This window comes from Pseudomonas sp. TH39(2020) (assembly GCF_016650715.1).
GTDB lineage: Bacteria > Pseudomonadota > Gammaproteobacteria > Pseudomonadales > Pseudomonadaceae > Aquipseudomonas > Aquipseudomonas mandelii_C.
In genome coordinates this window covers 913,816-932,958 of the sequence record NZ_JAEKFF010000007.1, presented here as the reverse complement: position 1 = coordinate 932,958, position 19,143 = coordinate 913,816, and the positions used below count along the sequence as shown (strand labels likewise).

General features: G+C 59.3%; 14 protein-coding genes and 1 pseudogene. 7 read left to right on the top strand and 8 right to left on the bottom strand.

Annotation, left to right across the window (positions count from 1 at the left end):
* The first annotated feature begins 59 nt into the window (after positions 1-59).
* On the top strand, positions 60-338 hold the full coding sequence (locus tag JFU47_RS24745; RefSeq protein WP_111450774.1) for a hypothetical protein: 279 nt from the start codon (positions 60-62) through the stop codon (positions 336-338).
* 72 nt (positions 339-410) lie between these two features.
* On the opposite strand, the gene JFU47_RS24740 is transcribed toward JFU47_RS24745, so the two are convergent.
* Entirely contained in the window at positions 411-1,757 is a 1,347-nt protein-coding gene (locus tag JFU47_RS24740) for a DEAD/DEAH box helicase (protein ID WP_008153197.1), read from the bottom strand.
* A 193-nt stretch (positions 1,758-1,950) separates the two neighbouring features.
* On the opposite strand from JFU47_RS24740, the gene JFU47_RS24735 reads away from it, so the two are divergent.
* Positions 1,951-3,249, top strand: coding sequence for a mechanosensitive ion channel family protein (locus JFU47_RS24735; RefSeq protein WP_201186307.1), 1,299 nt, complete (start codon positions 1,951-1,953; stop codon positions 3,247-3,249).
* 49 nt (positions 3,250-3,298) lie between these two features.
* Here JFU47_RS24735 and JFU47_RS24730 read toward each other — a convergent pair whose 3' ends face one another.
* From JFU47_RS24730 to JFU47_RS24715, 4 genes are all read right to left on the bottom strand, one after another.
* Positions 3,299-3,799, bottom strand: a complete 501-nt coding sequence (locus JFU47_RS24730; protein ID WP_201186305.1) for a MepB family protein — start codon at positions 3,797-3,799, stop codon at positions 3,299-3,301.
* Positions 3,796-4,674: a carboxylate/amino acid/amine transporter gene (locus JFU47_RS24725; protein WP_201186303.1), complete on the bottom strand. Its 879-nt coding sequence runs from the start codon at positions 4,672-4,674 to the stop codon at positions 3,796-3,798. The genes JFU47_RS24730 and JFU47_RS24725 overlap by 4 nt, the downstream gene beginning before the upstream one ends.
* A gap of 345 nt (positions 4,675-5,019) precedes the next feature.
* On the bottom strand, positions 5,020-5,619 hold the full coding sequence (locus JFU47_RS24720; protein WP_201186301.1) for an FMN-dependent NADH-azoreductase: 600 nt from the start codon (positions 5,617-5,619) through the stop codon (positions 5,020-5,022).
* Positions 5,620-5,848: 229 nt separating this feature from the next.
* Positions 5,849-6,178 (bottom strand): hypothetical protein, encoded by a 330-nt coding sequence (locus tag JFU47_RS24715; RefSeq protein WP_056742660.1) that lies wholly within the window; start codon positions 6,176-6,178, stop codon positions 5,849-5,851.
* A 49-nt stretch (positions 6,179-6,227) separates the two neighbouring features.
* Between JFU47_RS24715 and JFU47_RS24710 the strand changes: the two genes are divergently transcribed.
* The 4 genes and pseudogenes from JFU47_RS24710 (at position 6,228) to JFU47_RS24695 (ending at position 10,447) form a co-directional block, all read left to right on the top strand.
* The gene (locus JFU47_RS24710) at positions 6,228-7,151 is read left to right on the top strand and encodes a LysR family transcriptional regulator (RefSeq protein WP_201186299.1); all 924 of its coding nucleotides are present in this window, start codon (positions 6,228-6,230) and stop codon (positions 7,149-7,151) included.
* Positions 7,152-7,165: 14 nt separating this feature from the next.
* Positions 7,166-7,971: pseudogene (locus JFU47_RS24705) on the top strand (alpha/beta fold hydrolase).
* Between the two features lie 3 nt (positions 7,972-7,974).
* A complete protein-coding gene (locus JFU47_RS24700; RefSeq protein WP_123366743.1) occupies positions 7,975-8,532 on the top strand; it encodes a peptidylprolyl isomerase in 558 nt (185 codons plus the stop codon).
* Positions 8,533-8,614: 82 nt separating this feature from the next.
* A complete protein-coding gene (locus JFU47_RS24695) occupies positions 8,615-10,447 on the top strand; it encodes an ABC transporter ATP-binding protein (RefSeq protein WP_033056130.1) in 1,833 nt (610 codons plus the stop codon).
* A 209-nt stretch (positions 10,448-10,656) separates the two neighbouring features.
* Here the strand turns inward: JFU47_RS24695 and JFU47_RS24690 are convergent, their stop codons facing one another.
* Positions 10,657-11,781: a GNAT family N-acetyltransferase gene (locus JFU47_RS24690; RefSeq protein WP_123366745.1), complete on the bottom strand. Its 1,125-nt coding sequence runs from the start codon at positions 11,779-11,781 to the stop codon at positions 10,657-10,659.
* Positions 11,782-12,063: 282 nt separating this feature from the next.
* On the opposite strand from JFU47_RS24690, the gene JFU47_RS24685 reads away from it, so the two are divergent.
* On the top strand, positions 12,064-13,380 hold the full coding sequence (locus JFU47_RS24685; RefSeq protein WP_201186295.1) for a putative porin: 1,317 nt from the start codon (positions 12,064-12,066) through the stop codon (positions 13,378-13,380).
* Positions 13,381-13,610: 230 nt separating this feature from the next.
* Here JFU47_RS24685 and JFU47_RS24680 read toward each other — a convergent pair whose 3' ends face one another.
* Both JFU47_RS24680 and hrpA read right to left on the bottom strand, forming a co-directional pair.
* The gene (locus JFU47_RS24680; RefSeq protein WP_201186293.1) at positions 13,611-14,732 is read right to left on the bottom strand and encodes a beta-ketoacyl-ACP synthase III; all 1,122 of its coding nucleotides are present in this window, start codon (positions 14,730-14,732) and stop codon (positions 13,611-13,613) included.
* A 311-nt stretch (positions 14,733-15,043) separates the two neighbouring features.
* Entirely contained in the window at positions 15,044-18,955 is a 3,912-nt protein-coding gene (gene hrpA / locus JFU47_RS24675; protein WP_201186291.1) for an ATP-dependent RNA helicase HrpA, read from the bottom strand.
* Positions 18,956-19,143 lie beyond the last annotated feature (188 nt).

Genomic DNA, 19,143 nt, shown 5'->3' with positions numbered 1-19,143 from the left:
CCGGCTCGATGAACCCTCAACTCAGTAACGTCGTGGAAATTGATCAATGAGGCCTGCTGATGAAAACCACCCTGCTGAAACTCACCCTCGCCGCCACTCTCGCCTGCGCCCTTCCCGCTTGGGCCTGCACACCTGAGGAAGCCACCGCCAAACGCGAACAATTGGCCAAGGAAGTGACCAAGCTCACCGAGCAGAACCCAGCCAAGGCCAAGGAGATCAACGATGAGCTGCAGAAGATGGATCTGGGGACGGCCAGCAAGGATCTGCCGGACAAGTGCCAGTTGATCGATCAGCGATTGAAGGAGCTGGATTCCGCGGAGAAGAAAACCGAGGGTTGATCCGGCTCAGGAATCCCAGGCATAAAAAAACCGGACCTGGGTCCGGTTTTTTTTATGGGTCGCTAGAACTGCTTATTCAGCAGCCGGCGCTTCCGGCTTGCGGCGCTTGAGCGGTGCCATGCCGTCCTTGCTGACCAGCGACAGGGCGTCGGTCTTCGGGCGGTTGGCGATTTTGCGTTTGGTCGGGGCCTTGGCGCCGGTTTTCTTCTTGTCGCCTTTGGCGTCGACCTTTTTCTTCTTCACGCCAACGGCTTTGCCCGAGGCCTTGACCTTTTTCGGTCCGCCGTAGGTGCCTTTGACTTCCTTGATGGTGCGGCGCTCGAAGCTCTGCTTGAGGTAGCGCTCGACGCTCGACATCAGGTTCCAGTCGCCGTGGCAGATCAGCGAGATGGCCAGGCCATCGTTGCCGGCGCGACCGGTACGACCGATGCGGTGAACGTATTCGTCGCCGCTGCGCGGCATGTCGAAGTTGATCACCAGGTCCAGGCCTTCCACGTCGAGGCCGCGAGCGGCGACGTCGGTGGCGACGAGGATTTTCACGCCGCCCTGCTTCAGACGGTCGATGGCCAGCTTGCGATCCTTCTGGTCTTTGTCACCGTGCAGGACGAACGCTTTGTATTCCTGCGCCACCAGGCGACCGTAGATACGGTCGGCCATGGCCCGGGTGTTGGTGAACACGATGGCCTTCTGGTAGGTCTCGTTGGCCAACAGCCAGTTCACGATCTGTTCTTTGTGCTGGTTGTGGTCAGCGGTGATGATCTGCTGACGGGTGGTCGCATTCAGATCGCTGACGTTGTTGAGCTGCAGGTGCTCAGGGTTGTTCAGTACCTTGGCGACCATCTCGCGCAGGCCCGAACCACCGGTGGTGGCGGAGAACAACATGGTCTGCTGGCGGTTGGTGCACTCTTCCACCAGACGCTGGACGTCTTCGGCAAAGCCCATGTCGAGCATGCGGTCGGCTTCGTCGAGGACCAGTACTTCGACTTCCTTGAGGTCGAGGTTGCCGGCGTTCAGTTGCTCGATCATCCGGCCCGGCGTACCGATCAGGATGTCCGGCACCTTGCGCAGCATGGCGGCCTGGACCTTGAAGTCTTCACCGCCGGTAATCAGGCCGGACTTGATGAAAGTGAACTGAGCGAAACGCTCAACTTCCTTGATGGTCTGCTGGGCCAGCTCGCGGGTTGGCAACAGGATCAGGGTCTTGATGCTGACGCGGACTTTAGCCGGGCCGATCAGACGGTTGAGGATCGGCAAAACGAATGCAGCGGTTTTGCCGCTACCGGTTTGCGCTGTCACCCGCAGGTCACGCCCTTGGAGCGCCAGCGGAATAGCCGCTGCTTGCACAGGCGTTGGCTCGACAAATTTAAGCTCGGCCACGGCTTTGAGCAGGCGTTCGTGCAGGGCGAATTGGGAAAACACGGGTGCTACCTCGAAGAAATACAAAAAAACAGCTGCATAGGGTAACGGTTTCGAGCGCTAAGGCCGAGTTTCTTTATACAAACGGCGCTAAACAGTGGTTTTTTTGTGGCGTCTTTTGTCCTCAAACGTCATCCAAAGCGTCTTAAATGCTCTAATCGCCCCGTCGCGTCCTACAGAAGAACCGTTTTTGCCCATGGATATCAAACAGCTCTGGCTCAACGTCCAAGACCTTTGGGGTGCCCTTGATCAGCACCCACTCCTGCATTCCAGCCTGGCGTTGGTGGTATTGCTGGTGGTTGCGCTGGTCCTCGGACGAGTGGCGCGCTACCTCATTCTGCATGCGACCAAATTGCTCGGTCGCCAGCCCGCGTTGCACTGGGTCAACGACTTGCGGCACAACAAGGTGTTTCATCGCCTGGCACAGATGACCCCGTCGCTGGTGATCCAGTTCGGCCTGTATCTGGTGCCGGAGTTGAGCAAGACCAGCCTGATCTTCCTTGGCAATGTGGCGCTGGCGTTCACCATTCTGTTCCTGCTGTTGGCGGTCAGTGCCCTGCTCAGCGCCCTGCTCGACATCTACGCGCGCACCGAACATGCCCGTACCCGCTCGATCAAAGGCTACATACAACTGGCAAAAATGGTCTTGTACGTGTTTGGCGCGATCATCATCGTCGCCACGCTGATCGACCGTTCGCCACTATTGCTGCTGTCAGGGCTGGGCGCCATGTCGGCGGTGATTCTGTTGGTCTACAAGGACACCCTGCTGTCGTTCGTCGCCAGCGTGCAGCTGACCAGCAACGACATGCTGCGGGTTGGCGACTGGATCGAGATGCCGCAAGTCGGCGCCGACGGCGATGTGGTCGACATCACGCTGCACACGGTCAAGGTGCAGAATTTCGATAAGACCATCGTTTCGATTCCGACCTGGCGCCTGATGTCCGAGTCGTTCAAGAACTGGCGCGGGATGCAGCAGTCCGGCGGCCGACGGATCAAGCGCAGCCTGTTCATCGACGCCAGTGGCGTGCGGTTTGTGCGCGATGACGAAGAGCTGAAACTTTCTCTGGTTCACCTGCTGACCGACTACATCAGTCGCAAGCAGGCTGAACTCAAGGCCTGGAACGAAGCCCAGGGTAATGTGGCGGCGATGTCGGCCAACCGTCGACGGATGACCAATATCGGGACTTTCCGCGCCTATGCACTGGCGTATCTGAAAAGCCACCCGGAGATTCAGCCGAACATGACCTGTATGGTTCGCCAGATGCAAACCACTGCTCATGGCATTCCGCTGGAAATCTACTGCTTCACCCGTACCACCGCGTGGGCGGATTACGAGCGGATTCAGGGGGATATTTTCGATTACTTGCTGGCGGTGTTGCCGGAGTTTGGCTTGAGCCTTTATCAGCAGCCTAGTGGCGGGGATTTGCGGGCGGGGTTATTGCCTGCGGTGTTGGGTTCAAGCCATCTCGCCGAGCCCGAAAAACACGTCATGTAACACCGAAAATCCCTTGTGGGAGCGAGCTTGCTCCCACAGGGTCAGGTGTCTATGTTCTGAAGAGCCGGCGCACCTGAACGGGATCGGCATTACCGCTTTGGTCCAGCGCAAGGAAATATTCCAGCTGCCATTGCTGCGTCTTCACCGCTTGTTTGGCAACGGGTCTGGACCATGGCGGATAGACACGAATCGCCCGCTTGCCACCTTCGCCATCAATCGACATGACACCCTTGGCGGCGAGTATCTTCTGGTCAAACACAAACTGCCCGCGATGGGTTTCATCAGCAACGCTCACCACCACAAAGGCGACACCATCGCCGGTGTCGAGCGGTGCAATCTCGCTGGCAGGCGTTGGCCGCTTCCACAGCGTGACGAATTGGCCAATCTTGGTCGGCGTGGTTTTCGCCACACGGAAGACAATCACCTGATCATCGAGGCCAAAGCGGCAGGCGCCGTAGTCGGCACTCTCCTCCTCGCGCCGAGCTTCATCCGTTAACGTCATACCTGCGGGCTTGTAGATCTGCTCGATGGCGGCGATCAGTTCCGTCATGGCCGCTCCCGCAACGGCAGCACTGCTCGCCTGACGCCCAACCGACTGATCCACACCGCCAGCAAAATCACCGACCCGCCGAGGAACAACCGCCCCAGCTCTTCATGCTGATTCCAGATCAGCAGATTGATCAGCAACCCCACCGGCACATGCAGGTTGTTCATCACCGCGAGCGTCCCGCCATTCACCAGGCACGCGCCCTTGTTCCACCAGTACAACCCGAGCGCAGTAGAGACCAGGCCGAGGAACACCAGCACGCCCCATTGCAGAGGCGCTTCGGGCAGGAAGTTCTGTTTGCCAAACAACAGAAACGCCGGCAACGCCACCGCCAATGCCCCCAGGTAGAAGTAACCAAAGCGCCGGTAATGCGGCAAATCGCTTGGATGGCGGGCCACCAGATGTTTATAGAGCACCTGCCCGGCGGCGTAGGTGAAGTTGGCCAGTTGCAGCAGCAGGAAGCCCATGAAGAAATCGGGGTTGATCCGGTCGTAGCGAATCACCGCCGCGCCCATCACCGCCACCAGTGCCGCGACCAATGCCCACGGATTGAAGCGTCGGTTCAAAGCATCTTCAATCAAGGTCACATGCAACGGTGTGAGGATGGTGAACAGCAACACCTCTGGCACCGTCAAAACCCGAAAGCTCAGGTACAGGCAGACGTAGGTCACGCCGAACTGCAACGCGCCGATCAGCAGCATGCCGCGCATGAACGCCGGTTCAACCGAACGCCAGCGGGTCAACGGAATGAACACCAGCCCCGCCAGTACCACTCGCACCAGCACCGCAAAGTAACTGTCGACATGACCCGCCAGGTACTCGCCGATCAAACTGAAGGAAAACGCCTGAATCAGCGTGACAAAAAGTAGATAGCCCATGCTCGCCTCGTGTCGAATGGCGGCGACGATAGCGGTTTTTGCCAGCCATCGCGACCTGTCAGGCAACACAACCCCCTGTGGGAGCGAGCCTGCTCGCGATGACGGCGTTACATTCAACATTGATGTTGGCTGACACACCACAATCGCGAGCAGGCTCGCTCCCACAGGGGGTGTGTGCTCATTCACTAAATCGCAGGCAAAAAAAAGCCCGATCTCGCTAAAGCGTTCAATCGGGCTACAGCACTCAGGAGCAACAAGTGCAAAGGGAGGTTCGATGCGCGTATAGCCATGAAGGGGTTGCGCCAGGTCACTTGAACATCAAGGGATTATCTGGCGATTAAAGCCTCAGGCGACCTGGGCAAGCTTGGCGTTGGCCTGGTTCAGGCCTTTCTCCTGGAAGTCACCGCCCAGGTTCATGCCTTCGGCGTGAATGAACGTCACGTCGTGAATCCCGATGAACGCCATGACCTGACGCAGGTACGGTTCCTGGTGATCCGCGGTGCTGCCGGCGTAGATCCCGCCGCGCGCAGTCAGCACGTAGGCACGCTTGCCGCTGAGCAAGCCTTGCGGGCCGGTGTCGGTGTACTTGAAGGTCACGCCGGCACGCAGCACATGGTCGAGCCAGGCTTTAAGGGTGCTCGGGATGGCGAAGTTGTACATCGGCGCGGCCATGACCAGTACATCGGCGGCCAGCAATTCGTCGGTCAACTGGTTGGAGCGTTCCAGGGAAACCTGTTCGATGTCGGTGCGCTGCTCGGCAGGTTTCATCCAGCCGCCCAACAGGTTGATATCCAGATGCGGCACCGGGTTGGCAGCCAGGTCACGAACGGTGATTGGGTCGTTCGGGTGCGCGGTTTGCCACTGGCTGATGAAGGTCTGGGTCAGTTGACGCGAAACCGAGTCTTGCTGACGAGCGCTGCTTTCGATGATCAGAACGCGGGACATGGGATGTAGGCTCCATCTGAGAATGCTGTAAGTCGATGGAGTGAAGGTTAAACGGAGTTAAATCGATGAAAAAGCGCAAATAACTGCTATAAACCATCAATAAATTCGTTTATAAGCAGAGCATGCCCTGTGGGAGCGAGCCTGCTCGCGAAAGCGGAGTGTCAGTCAACATAAACGTTGAATGGTAAATCGCTTTCGCGAGCAGGCTCGCTCCCACAGTAGCTTGAGGTCATTTGGGGGTGCAGGTCAGTTTGATACGCATCTTGATGATGCTTCGGTTGAACTTGGCGGTGGCATTTTTGTGTTTACCAGCGGCCACTTCGATATTGCGGGTGCGTGGCGCTTCCGGGCCATTGTTGAAAACGACCTTACAGGCCGCATCGGTGGTGCCGTAGTTGTTCACCTGAATGGAGGCGATGTCGCTATCCGTGTCATACGCGTTGTAGTCGATGCTCAAGCCGTTCAGCTGTTTTTCAACGTCGATCGGATAGGCAAACGCCGTCAGCGGCAGCATCGCCAGCAGCACACAACCCGATACCACACAACAAAGCTTTTTCATTCAGCAGTCTCCAAAAAGGACTGCCAGCTTAGGACAAGAGGAGCTATTCATGAAAGCGCCCCGCGTGACCCTTGATCAATGGCGAACGTTACAGGCCGTGGTCGACCACGGCGGTTTCGCCCAGGCCGCCGAAGCGCTGCACCGCTCGCAATCATCGGTGAGCTACACCGTGGCGCGCATGCAGGACCAACTCGGCGTGCCGCTGTTGCGCATCGACGGCCGCAAAGCAGTGCTGACCGAAGCCGGCGGCGTGCTGCTGCGCCGTTCGCGGCAACTGGTGAAACAGGCCAGTCAACTGGAAGACCTGGCCCATCACATGGAACAAGGCTGGGAAGCGGAAGTGCGGCTGGTGGTTGACGCCGCCTACCCGAGCGCCCGCCTCGTTCGCGCCTTGACCGCGTTCATGCCGCAGAGCCGTGGCTGCCGGGTGCGTCTGCGTGAGGAGGTTCTATCCGGCGTAGAGGAAGTCTTGCTCGAAGGCGTGGCCGACCTGGCCATCACCGGCCTGAGCATTCCCGGTTACCTGGGTGCGGAATTGAGCGATGTAGAGTTTGTGGCTGTCGCTCACCCCGAACACCCACTGCATCGTCTGAACCGCGAACTGAACTTCCAGGATCTGGAATCCCAGATGCAAGTGGTCATCCGCGACTCCGGCCGCCAGCAGCCACGGGACGTCGGCTGGCTCGGCGCGGAACAGCGCTGGACCGTCGGCAGCCTGGCCACCGCCGCGACATTTGTCAGCAGCGGCCTGGGTTTCGCCTGGTTGCCTCGGCACATGATCGAAAGGGAAATCAAGGAAGGCTTGCTCAAGCTGCTACCGTTGGACCAGGGCGGCAGTCGCAACCCGAGCTTCTACCTGTATTCGAACAAGGACAAACCGTTGGGCCCGGCCACGCAGATTCTCATCGAACTGCTGCGCACCTTCGATACCGCGCCGCTGGATGCCCCTTTCGCCGCCCCTGAACAAGCCTGACACGGAGTGTATGCATGGCCTATTTCGAACACGAAGGTTGCAACCTGCACTATGAGGAATATGGCCACGGTACGCCGTTGCTGCTGGTTCACGGGCTGGGTTCCAGCACCCTGGACTGGGAAAAGCAGATCCCGGCGCTGTCGACCCGCTACCGGGTAATCGTCCCGGATGTACGCGGCCACGGTCGCTCCGACAAACCCCGCGAGCGCTACAGCATCGCCGGGTTCAGCGCCGACCTGGTCGCCCTCATTGAACACCTGAACCTCGGCCCGACACACTATGTGGGACTTTCCATGGGCGGCATGATCGGCTTTCAACTGGCCGTGGATCAGCCGCAACTGCTCAAAAGCCTGTGCATCATCAACAGCGCGCCCGAAGTCAAATTGCGCAGCCGCGACGACTATTGGCAGTGGTTCAAGCGCTGGAGCCTGATGCGCGTTCTCAGTCTCGGCGCCATCGGCACGGCCCTTGGAGGCAAGCTGTTTCCCAAACCGGAACAGGCAGATTTACGACAAAAAATGGCCGAGCGCTGGGCAAAAAACGACAAACATGCTTATCTCGCCAGCTTCGATGCAATCGTTGGCTGGGGGGTTCAGGAACGACTTTCGAGGGTCTCCTGTCCAACCCTCATCGTCAGCGCCGACCGTGACTACACACCGGTCTCGCTGAAAGAGACCTATGTAAAACTGCTGCCCGATGCGCGGCTGGTGGTGATCGCCGATTCGCGCCACGCCACCCCGCTGGATCAACCCGAAATGTTCAACCAAACGCTGCTCGAGTTTCTCACCGCAGTCGACACCACCTCACTCAGGATCACTGACCCATGCTGAAAAAAATCGCCCTCGTCGCTGGCTCCGTTCTGTTTGCCGCCAACCTGATGGCCGCAACGCCCGCCAAGGCGCCCCACGTGCTGCTGGAGACCACCAACGGCCAGATCGAAATCGAACTGGACCCGGTCAAGGCGCCGATCAGTACCAAGAACTTCCTTGAGTACGTCAACAGCGGCTTCTACAACAACACGATTTTTCACCGTGTGATTCCAGGGTTCATGATCCAGGGCGGTGGTTTCACTCAACAAATGCAGCAGAAAGAAACCAAGGCACCGATCAAGAACGAGTCCAAAAACGGTCTGCATAACGTCCGTGGCACGCTGTCCATGGCCCGCACCTCTAATCCTGATTCGGCCACTAGCCAGTTCTTCGTGAACGTCAAAGACAATGACTTCCTCGACAGCGGTGATGGCTATGCGGTCTTCGGTAAGGTCGTGAAAGGCATGGACGTGGTGGACGTCATCGTCAACTCGCAAACCACCACCCGTGGCGGCATGAAAGATGTGCCAGCCGACCCTGTGTTCATCAAGTCGGCCAAAGTCATCGACTAAGCTACACAGGAAGTCTTGAGCGGCTGCCGGAGTGCGCCGCTCACACTGTTCAAAGGAGAGCCCGTGCGCGGGCGGAGAACTGATGCTTTATCGCCGTTTCGAGAAACTGATCGACATTTTCCGCGAGGCCCCGACGGCCGCTCCGCCGGATCGGGTTCTCCCTTTTTATACCTATTACTTGAAGCAAGTCTGGCCGAGTTTCGCTGTCCTGCTGTTCGTCGGTCTGATCGGTGCGCTGATTGAAGTGGCGCTGTTCAGTTACCTGAGCCGCATCATCGACCTGACCCAAGGCACACCTAACGTCGATTTCTTCAAGGAACACGGCATCGAGCTCGCCTGGATGGCGGTGGTAGCCCTGGTTTTTCGGCCGATTTTTGTTGGCCTGCATGACCTGCTGGTGCACCAGACCCTGAGCCCCAGCATGACCAGCCTGATCCGCTGGCAGAACCACAGTTATGTGCTCAAACAGAGCCTGAATTTTTTCCAGAACGACTTCGCCGGGCGCATCGCCCAACGCATCATGCAGACCGGCAACTCGCTGCGCGATTCGGCTGTGCAAGCGGTGGATGCGCTGTGGCACGTGCTGATCTACGCGATCAGTTCGCTGGTGCTGTTCGCCGAAGCCGACTGGCGCCTGATGATCCCGCTACTGACCTGGATCGTCGCCTTCATCAGTGCCCTTTACTACTTCGTGCCACGGGTCAAGGAACGTTCGGTGGTGTCATCCGATGCGCGCTCCAAACTCATGGGGCGGATCGTCGACGGCTACACCAACATCACTACCCTGAAGCTGTTCGCCCACACCAACTTTGAGCAGCAATACGCTCGCGAAGCGATCAAGGAACAAACCGAAAAAGCCCAACTGGCCGGCCGGGTGGTCACCAGCATGGACGTGGTCATCACCAGCATGAACGGATTGCTGATCGTCGGCACCACCGGCCTGGCCCTGTGGCTGTGGACGCAATCACTGATCACCGTAGGCGCGATTGCCCTGGCCACCGGCCTGGTGATCCGCATCGTCAACATGTCCGGCTGGATCATGTGGGTGGTCACCGGCATTTTCGAAAACATCGGCATGGTTCAGGACGGTTTGCAGACCATTTCTCAACCGGTCAGCGTCACTGATCGCGAGCAGGCCAAACCGCTGGCAGTCACCCGTGGCGAAGTGCGTTTCGAGCACGTGGATTTCCACTACGGCAAGAAGAGCGGGATCATCGGCGACCTCAACCTGACCATCAAGCCCGGCGAGAAAATCGGCCTGATCGGTCCATCCGGCGCAGGCAAGTCAACCCTGGTCAACCTGCTGCTGCGCCTCTATGACGTGGAGGGCGGACGCATCCTCATCGACGGCCAGAACATCGCCGAAGTCGGTCAGGAAAGCCTGCGCGAGCGCATCGGCATGATCACCCAGGACACGTCCCTGCTGCATCGCTCGATCCGCGACAATTTGTTGTATGGCAAACCCGACGCCACCGACGCCGAACTCTGGGAGGCGGTGCACAAGGCCCGCGCCGACGAGTTCATCCCATTGTTGTCGGACTCCGAAGGTCGCACCGGTTTTGATGCCCACGTCGGTGAACGCGGGGTGAAACTCTCCGGCGGCCAGCGTCAGCGCATTGCCATCGCCCGCGTGCTGCTCAAGGACGCGCCGATCCTGATCATGGACGAGGCCACCTCGGCGCTCGACTCGGAAGTCGAAGCAGCGATCCAGGAAAGCCTCGAAACCCTGATGCAGGGCAAAACCGTGATCGCCATCGCTCACCGGCTCTCGACCATCGCCCGCATGGACCGGCTGGTGGTACTGGAAAAAGGCAAGATCGCCGAAACCGGCAGCCACGCCGAACTGCTGGCCCATGGCGGGTTGTATGCGCGGTTGTGGCAGCACCAGACAGGTGGGTTTGTCGGGATCGACTAAATGCCGGTCGCCGAGATCCTTGTAGCAGCTGGCGCAGCCTGCGTTCGGCTGCGCAGCAGTCGCAAAATCCTATAGCGCGGTATTTCAGGCATAACGCATCCGCTGAATTAACGACTGCTTCGCAGCCGAACGCAGGCTGCGCCAGCTGCTACATGGACTTGTGACGTATCGATAGCTGGGCAAGGAAAGCAGCTGAAGCGGGGCGAGGATCACTCTTGCCGGTAAGGCAAGGCTGTCCTCGCTTCCTCGGCATACGCCAGCACACCAACGCGCTCTTGCTGCAGGAAGTCTTTGACGGCAGCTTTCAGGCCGGGATGACGCAAGTAATGCCATGAATGAGTGATCACGGGTTCGAACCCGCGAATCAACTTGTGCTCGCCCTGGGCACCGGCATCGAAACGCTGGAAGCCATTGGCAATCGCGTAGTCCATGCCCTGGTAGAAACAGGTCTCGAAGTGCAGACGGTCGAACTCCGCCAGACAACCCCAGTAACGACCGTAAAAACTGTCGCCACCCACCAGACTGAAGGCCATGGCCACCGGCCGTGAGCCTTGCTTGGCCAACACCACACGAATCGACTCTGGCATGCGCTCGGCCAGCAAACTGAAAAACTCCCGCGTCAGATACGGCGCTTGCCGACGCACTGCGTAGGTATTGGCGTAGCAGGCATAGACAAAATCCCACTGCGCCTGATCGAGTTGCCTACCTTCAAGCCATTCGAAATCAATGCCCTGCCCCGCCACTTGTTCGCGTTCCTTGCGCATCTGCTTGCGCTTGCGCGAACTGAGGGCGTCGAGGAAGTCTTGAAAATCCCGATACCCGCGATTTTGCCAGTGGTACTGACAGCCGATTCGCTGTAACCAGCCTGGCTGCTCGGCCAAGGCTGCGTCAGTGAACGGGTCGGTGAAGTTGATGTGGGCACTGGAGAGTTGTTCGATTTCAAGGTAGCCCGGCAGGCTTTTCAACAGTTCGAAACCGTCCTCGAGCGTGGCCGCCAGCAAACGCGGGCCGCTGACCGGACTGAACGGCACAGCCGTCAGCAGCTTGGGGTAGTAATCGATACCGGCACGCTCACAGGCATCAGCCCAGGCGTGATCGAACACGTACTCGCCGTAGGAATGCCATTTGCGGTAACTGGGCAGCGCGGCAATCAGGCGATCGCCTTCGATGTGCAACAAGTGTTCGGGTTGCCAGCCTGAATGAGGGCCGACGCTGCCGCTGTCTTCCAGCGCGCTGAGAAAGGCGTGGCGTAAAAAGGGCTGATTCTCGGGCACCAGGGCGTCCCACGTCTGCGACGCGATTTCGGACAGACTTTCCAGACGTTGCAGCGGCATCAGTTCTTCCTTACTTCTTTGCGTGAAAGCCCGGCGAGTATCGCCCATCGCCAAAAAATCCACACGAGCAATCCGCCGACAGGGCTCTGGATAAGGGTGTACGCCCTATTTGTATCGTCATCGAGACGCCATCACTTTGCCACTGCCCTGTCATAAACCATCGCGATACTGGCGCCTGTTTTTAAAGCGCCAGGTTCTAAACCTGGTCACTGTTTTCCGTCCGTCAACGGTCGGTTGTGTCCTGGATGGCTCAGTCATCCCATTACATCTTCGGAGATTGATATGCGTCTTGCTTCCACGAAAACTGCGGCGGCCTTGTGTGGTGGGTTGCTGCTGGCCATGAGTGTTCCGGCCAGCGCTGCAGTTGACGCCAAACTGCTCGACATGCTCAAGGCAAACGGCTCGATTTCGCCTGCGCAGTACACCGAACTGCAAGCCGAGCTGGCCAAGGATCAGAAAGACCAGCAAATCGCCCGCCAGGCTCAGCAAGAGACCAACGAACAGATTGCGGCGACTGCGAAGAAAACCAATGAACTGAGTACCTTCGACCAGAAACTGGCGTGGGCCGCCAAGACCCAATTCAAGGGTGACGTGCGTTTCCGTCAGGAAAACGTCCACAACGATGGCGTTTCAAACAGCAAAGACCAGGATCGTCAGCGCATTCGTGCCCGCCTGGGTGCCTACAGCGAGATCAACCCGCAAGTCGACACCGGCATCCGTATCGCCACCGGTAACAACGACGACGCTCGCTCCACCAACCAGAGTCTGGACAATTACTTCGACAAGAAGCAGATCTGGCTGGATCAGGGTTACGTCGACTACCACCCGGACGCCATCAAGAACCTGCACATCGTTGGCGGCAAGATGCCGCAGCAATGGGTGAGCATGGGCGACATCATCTGGGATAGCGACATCAGCCCGGAAGGTCTGTCGGTGGCTTACAAATACCCGCTGGGCGCCAGCACCGAGCTGTTCGGTAGCGCCGGTCACTACACCCTCAAGGACAACGTCGACGGCGACGGTGTGCAGTTCAAACACGACTTGCGTCTGTACGCCGGTCAGTTGGGCGCGCGCTTCGCTATCACCGACAACCTGAAACTGACCCTGGGTGGCAGCGTCTACGGCTACGACAACGACGACGACATCACCCCAGGCGGCACCAGTATTCCAGCCGCACTGGCCATTAACGGCAACAGCCCGAACGAGCAATTCAAACTGTACGAAGGCTTTGGTCAGCTCGACATCGGTGGCCTGCCTATGCCGCTCTCGCTGTACGGTCAGTACGTGAACAACAAAGATGCCAGCAACGATCAGGACTCTGCCTGGCTGGCCGGTGTAAAGACCAAGTTCTACGGCTTCGCAGTGGACTACAACTACCGCGACGTACAGCGTAACGCGGTAGTCGGCGCCTTCACCGACTCCGACTTCGCCAACGGTTTCACCGGTTCGCGTGGCAGCAAGTTGAAAGTGAGCTACGAGTTGGACAAAAACTTCAACCTCGGCGCGACGTACTTCATGGCTAACTCTGACTACACTAACGCCACTCTCAAAGATTCGGACATCAATACCCTGCAACTGGACGCCGAAGCCAAGTTCTGATTCCCCGCTACACGACCCGGGCAAGGAAGCCCGAGCCGCTTTTACAAACTCGCGTTGTGGTATCGGTCCCCATCATCCGTCCGATACTGCAGCGCGAGTTTTTTTTGTTGGCGCAAAAAAAGATCGCAGCCTGTGTCAGCACCTACACCGACCGTATTCCAACCGCGATATCGCGTTGAAATCCAATCCCGTGCAGGAGCTGCCGCAGGCTGCGATCTTTTAAGCCAAACTCAGCGCTTGCGCAGAATCACGCTGCCAATCGAGTAACCGGCGCCGAATGAGCTGAGCACTGCCAGCGAACCCGCAGCCAGATCGTCCTGGTTCTTGTGAAACGCGATCACGGAACCGGCGGAGCTGGTGTTGGCGTAGGTGTCGAGAATCACCGGGGCTTCTTCTTCGGTGGCTTCGCGGCCCAGCAGCTTCTTGACGATCAGGTGGTTCATGCTGAGGTTGGCCTGATGCAGCCAGAAGCGTTTCACGTCGCTGATGTTGAGCGTGTTCTCTTCCAGGTGCGTAGCGATCAGCTCAGCGACCATCGGGCAGACATCGCGGAACACCTTGCGGCCTTCCTGCACGAACAGCTTGTCCTTGGCACCGATGCCCTCTTCCGCCGCGCGGTTGAGGAAGCCGAAGTTGTTGCGGATGTTGTTGGAGAACTTGGTCAGCAGTTTGGTGCTGACGATGTCGAACTGGTACTTGGACGTCGCCAGGTCAGCGCGTTCGATGATCACCGCAGTCGCGGCGTCGCCGAAGATGAAGTGGCTGTCACGGTCGCGGAAGTTCAGGTGACCGGTGCAGACTTCCGGGTTAACCATCAGGATCGCCCGGGCCTGGCCCAGCTGCACGCTGTTGGTCGCAGCCTGAATGCCGAAGGTCGCCGAGGAGCAGGCGACGTTCATGTCGAAACCAAAACCCTGGATGCCCAAGGCTTCCTGGACTTCGATGGCGATGGCCGGATAGGCCCGTTGCAGGTTGGAGCAGGCGACGATCACACCGTCGATGTCCGCGGCGGTTTTGCCGGCACGCTGCAAGGCTTGCTCGGCGGCGCCGATGGCCATTTGGCAAAGCACCGACCACTCGTCATTCGAGCGTTCCGGCAGGCGTGGCGCCATGCGTTGCGGGTCGAGGATGCCGTCCTTGTCCATGACAAAGCGGCTTTTGATGCCTGACGCCTTTTCGATAAACGCCGCGCTGGACTCGGTCAACGCTTCGATTTCGCCACGCGCGATGGCGTCGGCGTTGTCGGCGTTGAATAGCGCGACGTAAGCATTGAAAGACTGCACCAGCTCTTCGTTGGAGATGCTGTTGGCCGGGGTGTACAGGCCGGTGCCGCTGATGACGACGTTATGCATGGTCGTTTCTCTAATCTGTTCAGGCAGAAAGTGTTGGCACCGACGTACCAACACACAAAGGATCTGCTCCCGTCAGGGGACGCAAACCTGGCATCGCTTTATTCCGATCCGCCCAGACCTGTGAAGGCTCAAAACCGCGGGGCCGGCGTTTATAGGCGCGAAGTTTGCCATAAACATTGGGTTTTGGCGCCTTTTGCGAGAGTAATGGCACACCTAATGTGGGAGCGAGCCTGCTCGCGAAGAGGGCGTCAGCTTTAACATCAATGTTGACTGACACACCACCTTCGCGAGCAGGCTCGCTCCCACAGGGATTAGGGCTCTACCTGGGTCCATTGCTTGTTCAGGCGCTTGTCGGAGATCGGCACCTTGGTCCCCAATTGTTGGGCGAACAGGGATACCCGGTATTCCTCCAGCCACCAGCGATAGAGCTCCAGTTGCGGATCGCGTTTGCCTTCCTGGGCATGCTTGTTGGCGCGGGTTTGATATTGCGTCCACAGGCCAGACAACTCACCGCTCCAGACCCGGTCCCTCTGCACCTGAGCGCCGATTTTCTCGAAGCGCTGCTCGACCGCTTTCAGATAACGCGGCAACTCCTTGAGCCACTGCATCGGGGTTTCACGGACGAAGCCCGGATACACCAGATGACTGAGCTGCTGCTTGATGTCGTTCAGGGCCACGGCTTGCGCCAGATCGATCTTGCCCTTGAAGCGTTTTTGCAGGCCGTGCCAGAGCTTGAGAGTCTCCAGTGTCAGCCTGGCCAGGCGCTCGGCGTGCTCGGTCCAGCCGCCGCGCTTGCGTTCGGCCAGTGACGCCAACCCGGCGCCATCCCGTGGCAGCGGGTCTTCGCCGTCGAGAATGCAGCTGTCGAGGCTGGCCAGCAGAATGTCTTCGACCAGACTGTCGATGCGCCCCATGTCGCGGTACATCAAGCCCAATTCGGTCAGCCCCGGCAACTTGCCGCGCAGGAACTTCGCCGGTTCGGCCAATTGCTGCATCAGCAAACGCTGCAAGGCGCGGCGATGTTGAAACTCTGCCTCGGCCGGCGTCGAGAAACGCCCTTCCTTGACCGTGCCGCTCTCTTCCACCAGCGCCGGATACACCGTCATTGATAGCCCGGCGATCTTCTGCTGGGTTTTCTCGGCGACGGCGGCAAACACTTTCGGCTCCACCGGTTGCTGGTTTTTCGCGGTTTGCGGCACGGCCAACGCCGCCTGACTGGCTTCGGCAAAACGTGCGGTCAGTTCCGCCAGATCACGCCCTTCGCCGAGGAACTTGCCCTGGCCGTCGACGATTTCCAGGTTCATCCGCAAATGACTGTCGACCTGCTGCGATGCTTCGGCCCAGGCTTCATCGCTGACCCGCGCGCCGGTCATGCGCAACAGTTCACGGCCCAGCGCTTGAGGCAACGAGCCCTCGGCGAAAGTCACGCGCTGCAATGCGGCTTTGACGAAGTCCGGCACCGGTACGAAATTCTTGCGCAGGGCTTTAGGCAGGTTGCGCACCAGCGCGATGCACTTGGCCTCGATCACGCCCGGCACCAGCCACTCCAGGCGTTCTGGCGGCAACATTGGCAACAGGGGCGCCGGCACACGCAGGGTCACGCCGTCACGGGGATGGTTCGGTTCGAAGTGGTAGCTCAGCGCCAACTCCAGATCGCCGATGTGCAAGGTGTCCGGGTAATGCAAAGCGGTGACTTCACTCGCCTCGCGGGCCAGCACGTCCTCTTCGCGCATGATCAGCAGCTGTGGGTCTTTCTGGCTGTTGACCCGGTACCAGCTGTCGAAAGTCGCAGTCTGGTGGATCTCCGCCGGCAGTCGCGCATCGTAGAAGGCGAACAGGGTTTCTTCGTCGGCCAGAATGTCGCGACGGCGAGCCTTGGCTTCCAGTTCGTCGAGCTGCTCCAGCAGTTGCGCATTGGCCGTCAGGCACTTGGCCTTGGATTGAATCTCGCCGCGCACCAGACCTTCGCGAATAAAAAACTCACGAGACACTACGGGATCAATCGGCCCGTAATGCACCGGCCGGCGACCGACCACGATCAGCCCGAACAAGGTGATTTGCTCAAAGGCCACGACCTGGCCGCGCTTCTTCTCCCAGTGCGGTTCGAAGTGGTTTTTCTTGATCAGGTGCCCGGCCAAGGGCTCGATCCAGTCCGAGTCGATCTTGGCCACCATGCGCGCGTAGAGCTTGGTGGTTTCCACCAGTTCGGCGGCCATCAGCCATTGCGGACGTTTTTTACCGAGGCCCGATGACGGGTGAATCCAGAAGCGTCGCTGGCGGGCGCCGAGGTAATCGCCTTCATCGGTTTTCTGCCCGATCTGGCTGAGCAGCCCCGAGAGCACGGCTTTGTGCAGTTTCGGGTAATCCGCCGGTTCCTTGTTGAGGCTCAACTGCATGTCGCGGCAGATCAGGCTCAACTGACGATGGGAGTCGCGCCATTCGCGCAGACGCAGGTAATTCAGGAAATTCTTGCGGCACCAATTGCGCAGCGGGCTGGCGGTCAGCGCCTGGCGCTGTTCTTCGAAACCGCGCCACAGATTGACCAGCCCGGCGAAGTCCGAGTCCACGTCTTTCCATTGCGCGTGCGCCTGATCCGCCGCTTGCTGACGTTCCGGCGGACGCTCGCGCGGGTCCTGAATCGACATGGCACTGGCGACAATCAGCACTTCCTGCAAGCTGCCGAGTTTTGCCGCTTCCAGCAGCATGCGGCCCATCCGCGGGTCCACCGGTAGCCGCGCCAACTGGCGACCGAGCGGGGTCAGCTGGCTGTTGCGGTCGACCGCCGAGAGTTCTTGCAGCAGGTTGAAACCGTCGCTGATGGCTTTGCCATCCGGCGGCTCGATAAACGGGAAATCGGTGATCTCGCCGAGGCGCAGATGCAGCATCTGCAAAATCACCGCGGCGAGGTTGGTGCGCAGGATTTCCGGGTCGGTAAATTCCGGCCGACCCATGAAATCTTCTTCGCCATATAGACGAATACAAATACCCGGCTCGACCCGCCCGCAACGACCTTTACGCTGGTTGGCACTGGCTTGGGAAATCGCTTCGATGGGCAGGCGCTGGACCTTGGCGCGGTAGCTGTAACGGCTGATGCGCGCGGTGCCGCTGTCGATCACATAACGAATGCCCGGCACCGTCAGCGAGGTTTCCGCGACGTTGGTCGCCAGCACCACGCGCCGCCCTGGGTGCGACTGGAAAATCCGCTGCTGTTCGGCCGGCGACAGTCGTGCGTAGAGCGGCAGAATCTCGGTGTGCTTGAGCTGGGCCTTGCGCAGCATGTCCGCCGCGTCGCGAATCTCGCGCTCGCCGGGCAGGAACACCAGCACATCGCCGGGACTCTTGCGTTCGCTGCGTTCGAACGCGGCGATTTCGTCGAGGGTGGCGAGAATCGCCTGATCCACCGTCAAGTCGTCCTCGACGCGGTTGCCCTCTTCGTCCTGCTCCAGGGTCAGCGGGCGGTACCAGGTTTCCACCGGGAAAGTACGGCCGGAGACTTCGACAATCGGCGCGTCATCGAAGTGCTTGGAGAAACGCTCCAGGTCGATGGTCGCCGAGGTGATGATGACTTTCAGGTCCGGACGACGGGGCAGCAGGGTCTTCAGGTAACCCAGCAGGAAGTCGATGTTGAGGCTGCGTTCGTGGGCTTCGTCGACGATGATCGTGTCGTAGCGTTCGAGGTATCGGTCGTTCTGGGTTTCCGCCAGCAGGATGCCGTCGGTCATCAGTTTGATCAGGGTGTTGGAATCGCTCTGATCCTCGAACCGCACCTGATAGCCGACCAGCGCGCCCAACGGCGTCGCCAGTTCTTCGGCGACCCGGCTCGCCACGCTGCGGGCGGCGATTCGACGCGGCTGGGTGTGGCCGATCAGGCCATGCTGGCCGCGACCGATTTCCAGGCAAATCTTCGGCAACTGGGTGGTTTTGCCCGAACCGGTTTCACCGGCAATGATCAGCACCTGATGCTTGAGCAGCGCTGCTTTGATTTCGTCGCGCTTGGCGGCGATCGGCAGGCTGTCGTCGTAACGAATCACTGGCAGGCTGGCGCGCCGCGCCAACACCTGATCACAGGACGCCTGCATGCGCGTCACCCACTGGGCCAGCTTGGCCTCGTCAGGTTTTTTGCGCAGCTCAAGCAACTGCCGCCGCAGCCGGTGGCGGTCGGCGAGCATGGCGTGATCGAGATTTTTCAGCAGTTTGTCGATGGAAGGCGATTCGTCAGTCATCAGGTACGCAATAAGTCGTCTAGTGGCGCAGGGGGCGGATTGTCGCAGATTTGCGCCCTGCTGTGATCGTTCCCACGCTCCGCGTGGGAATGCATCAATGGACTCTCTGCGTCCGCTCTTGGGACGCGGAGCGTCCCGGGCTGCATTCCCACGCGGAGCGTGGGAACGATCAGTGTCAGGTGTGGCGG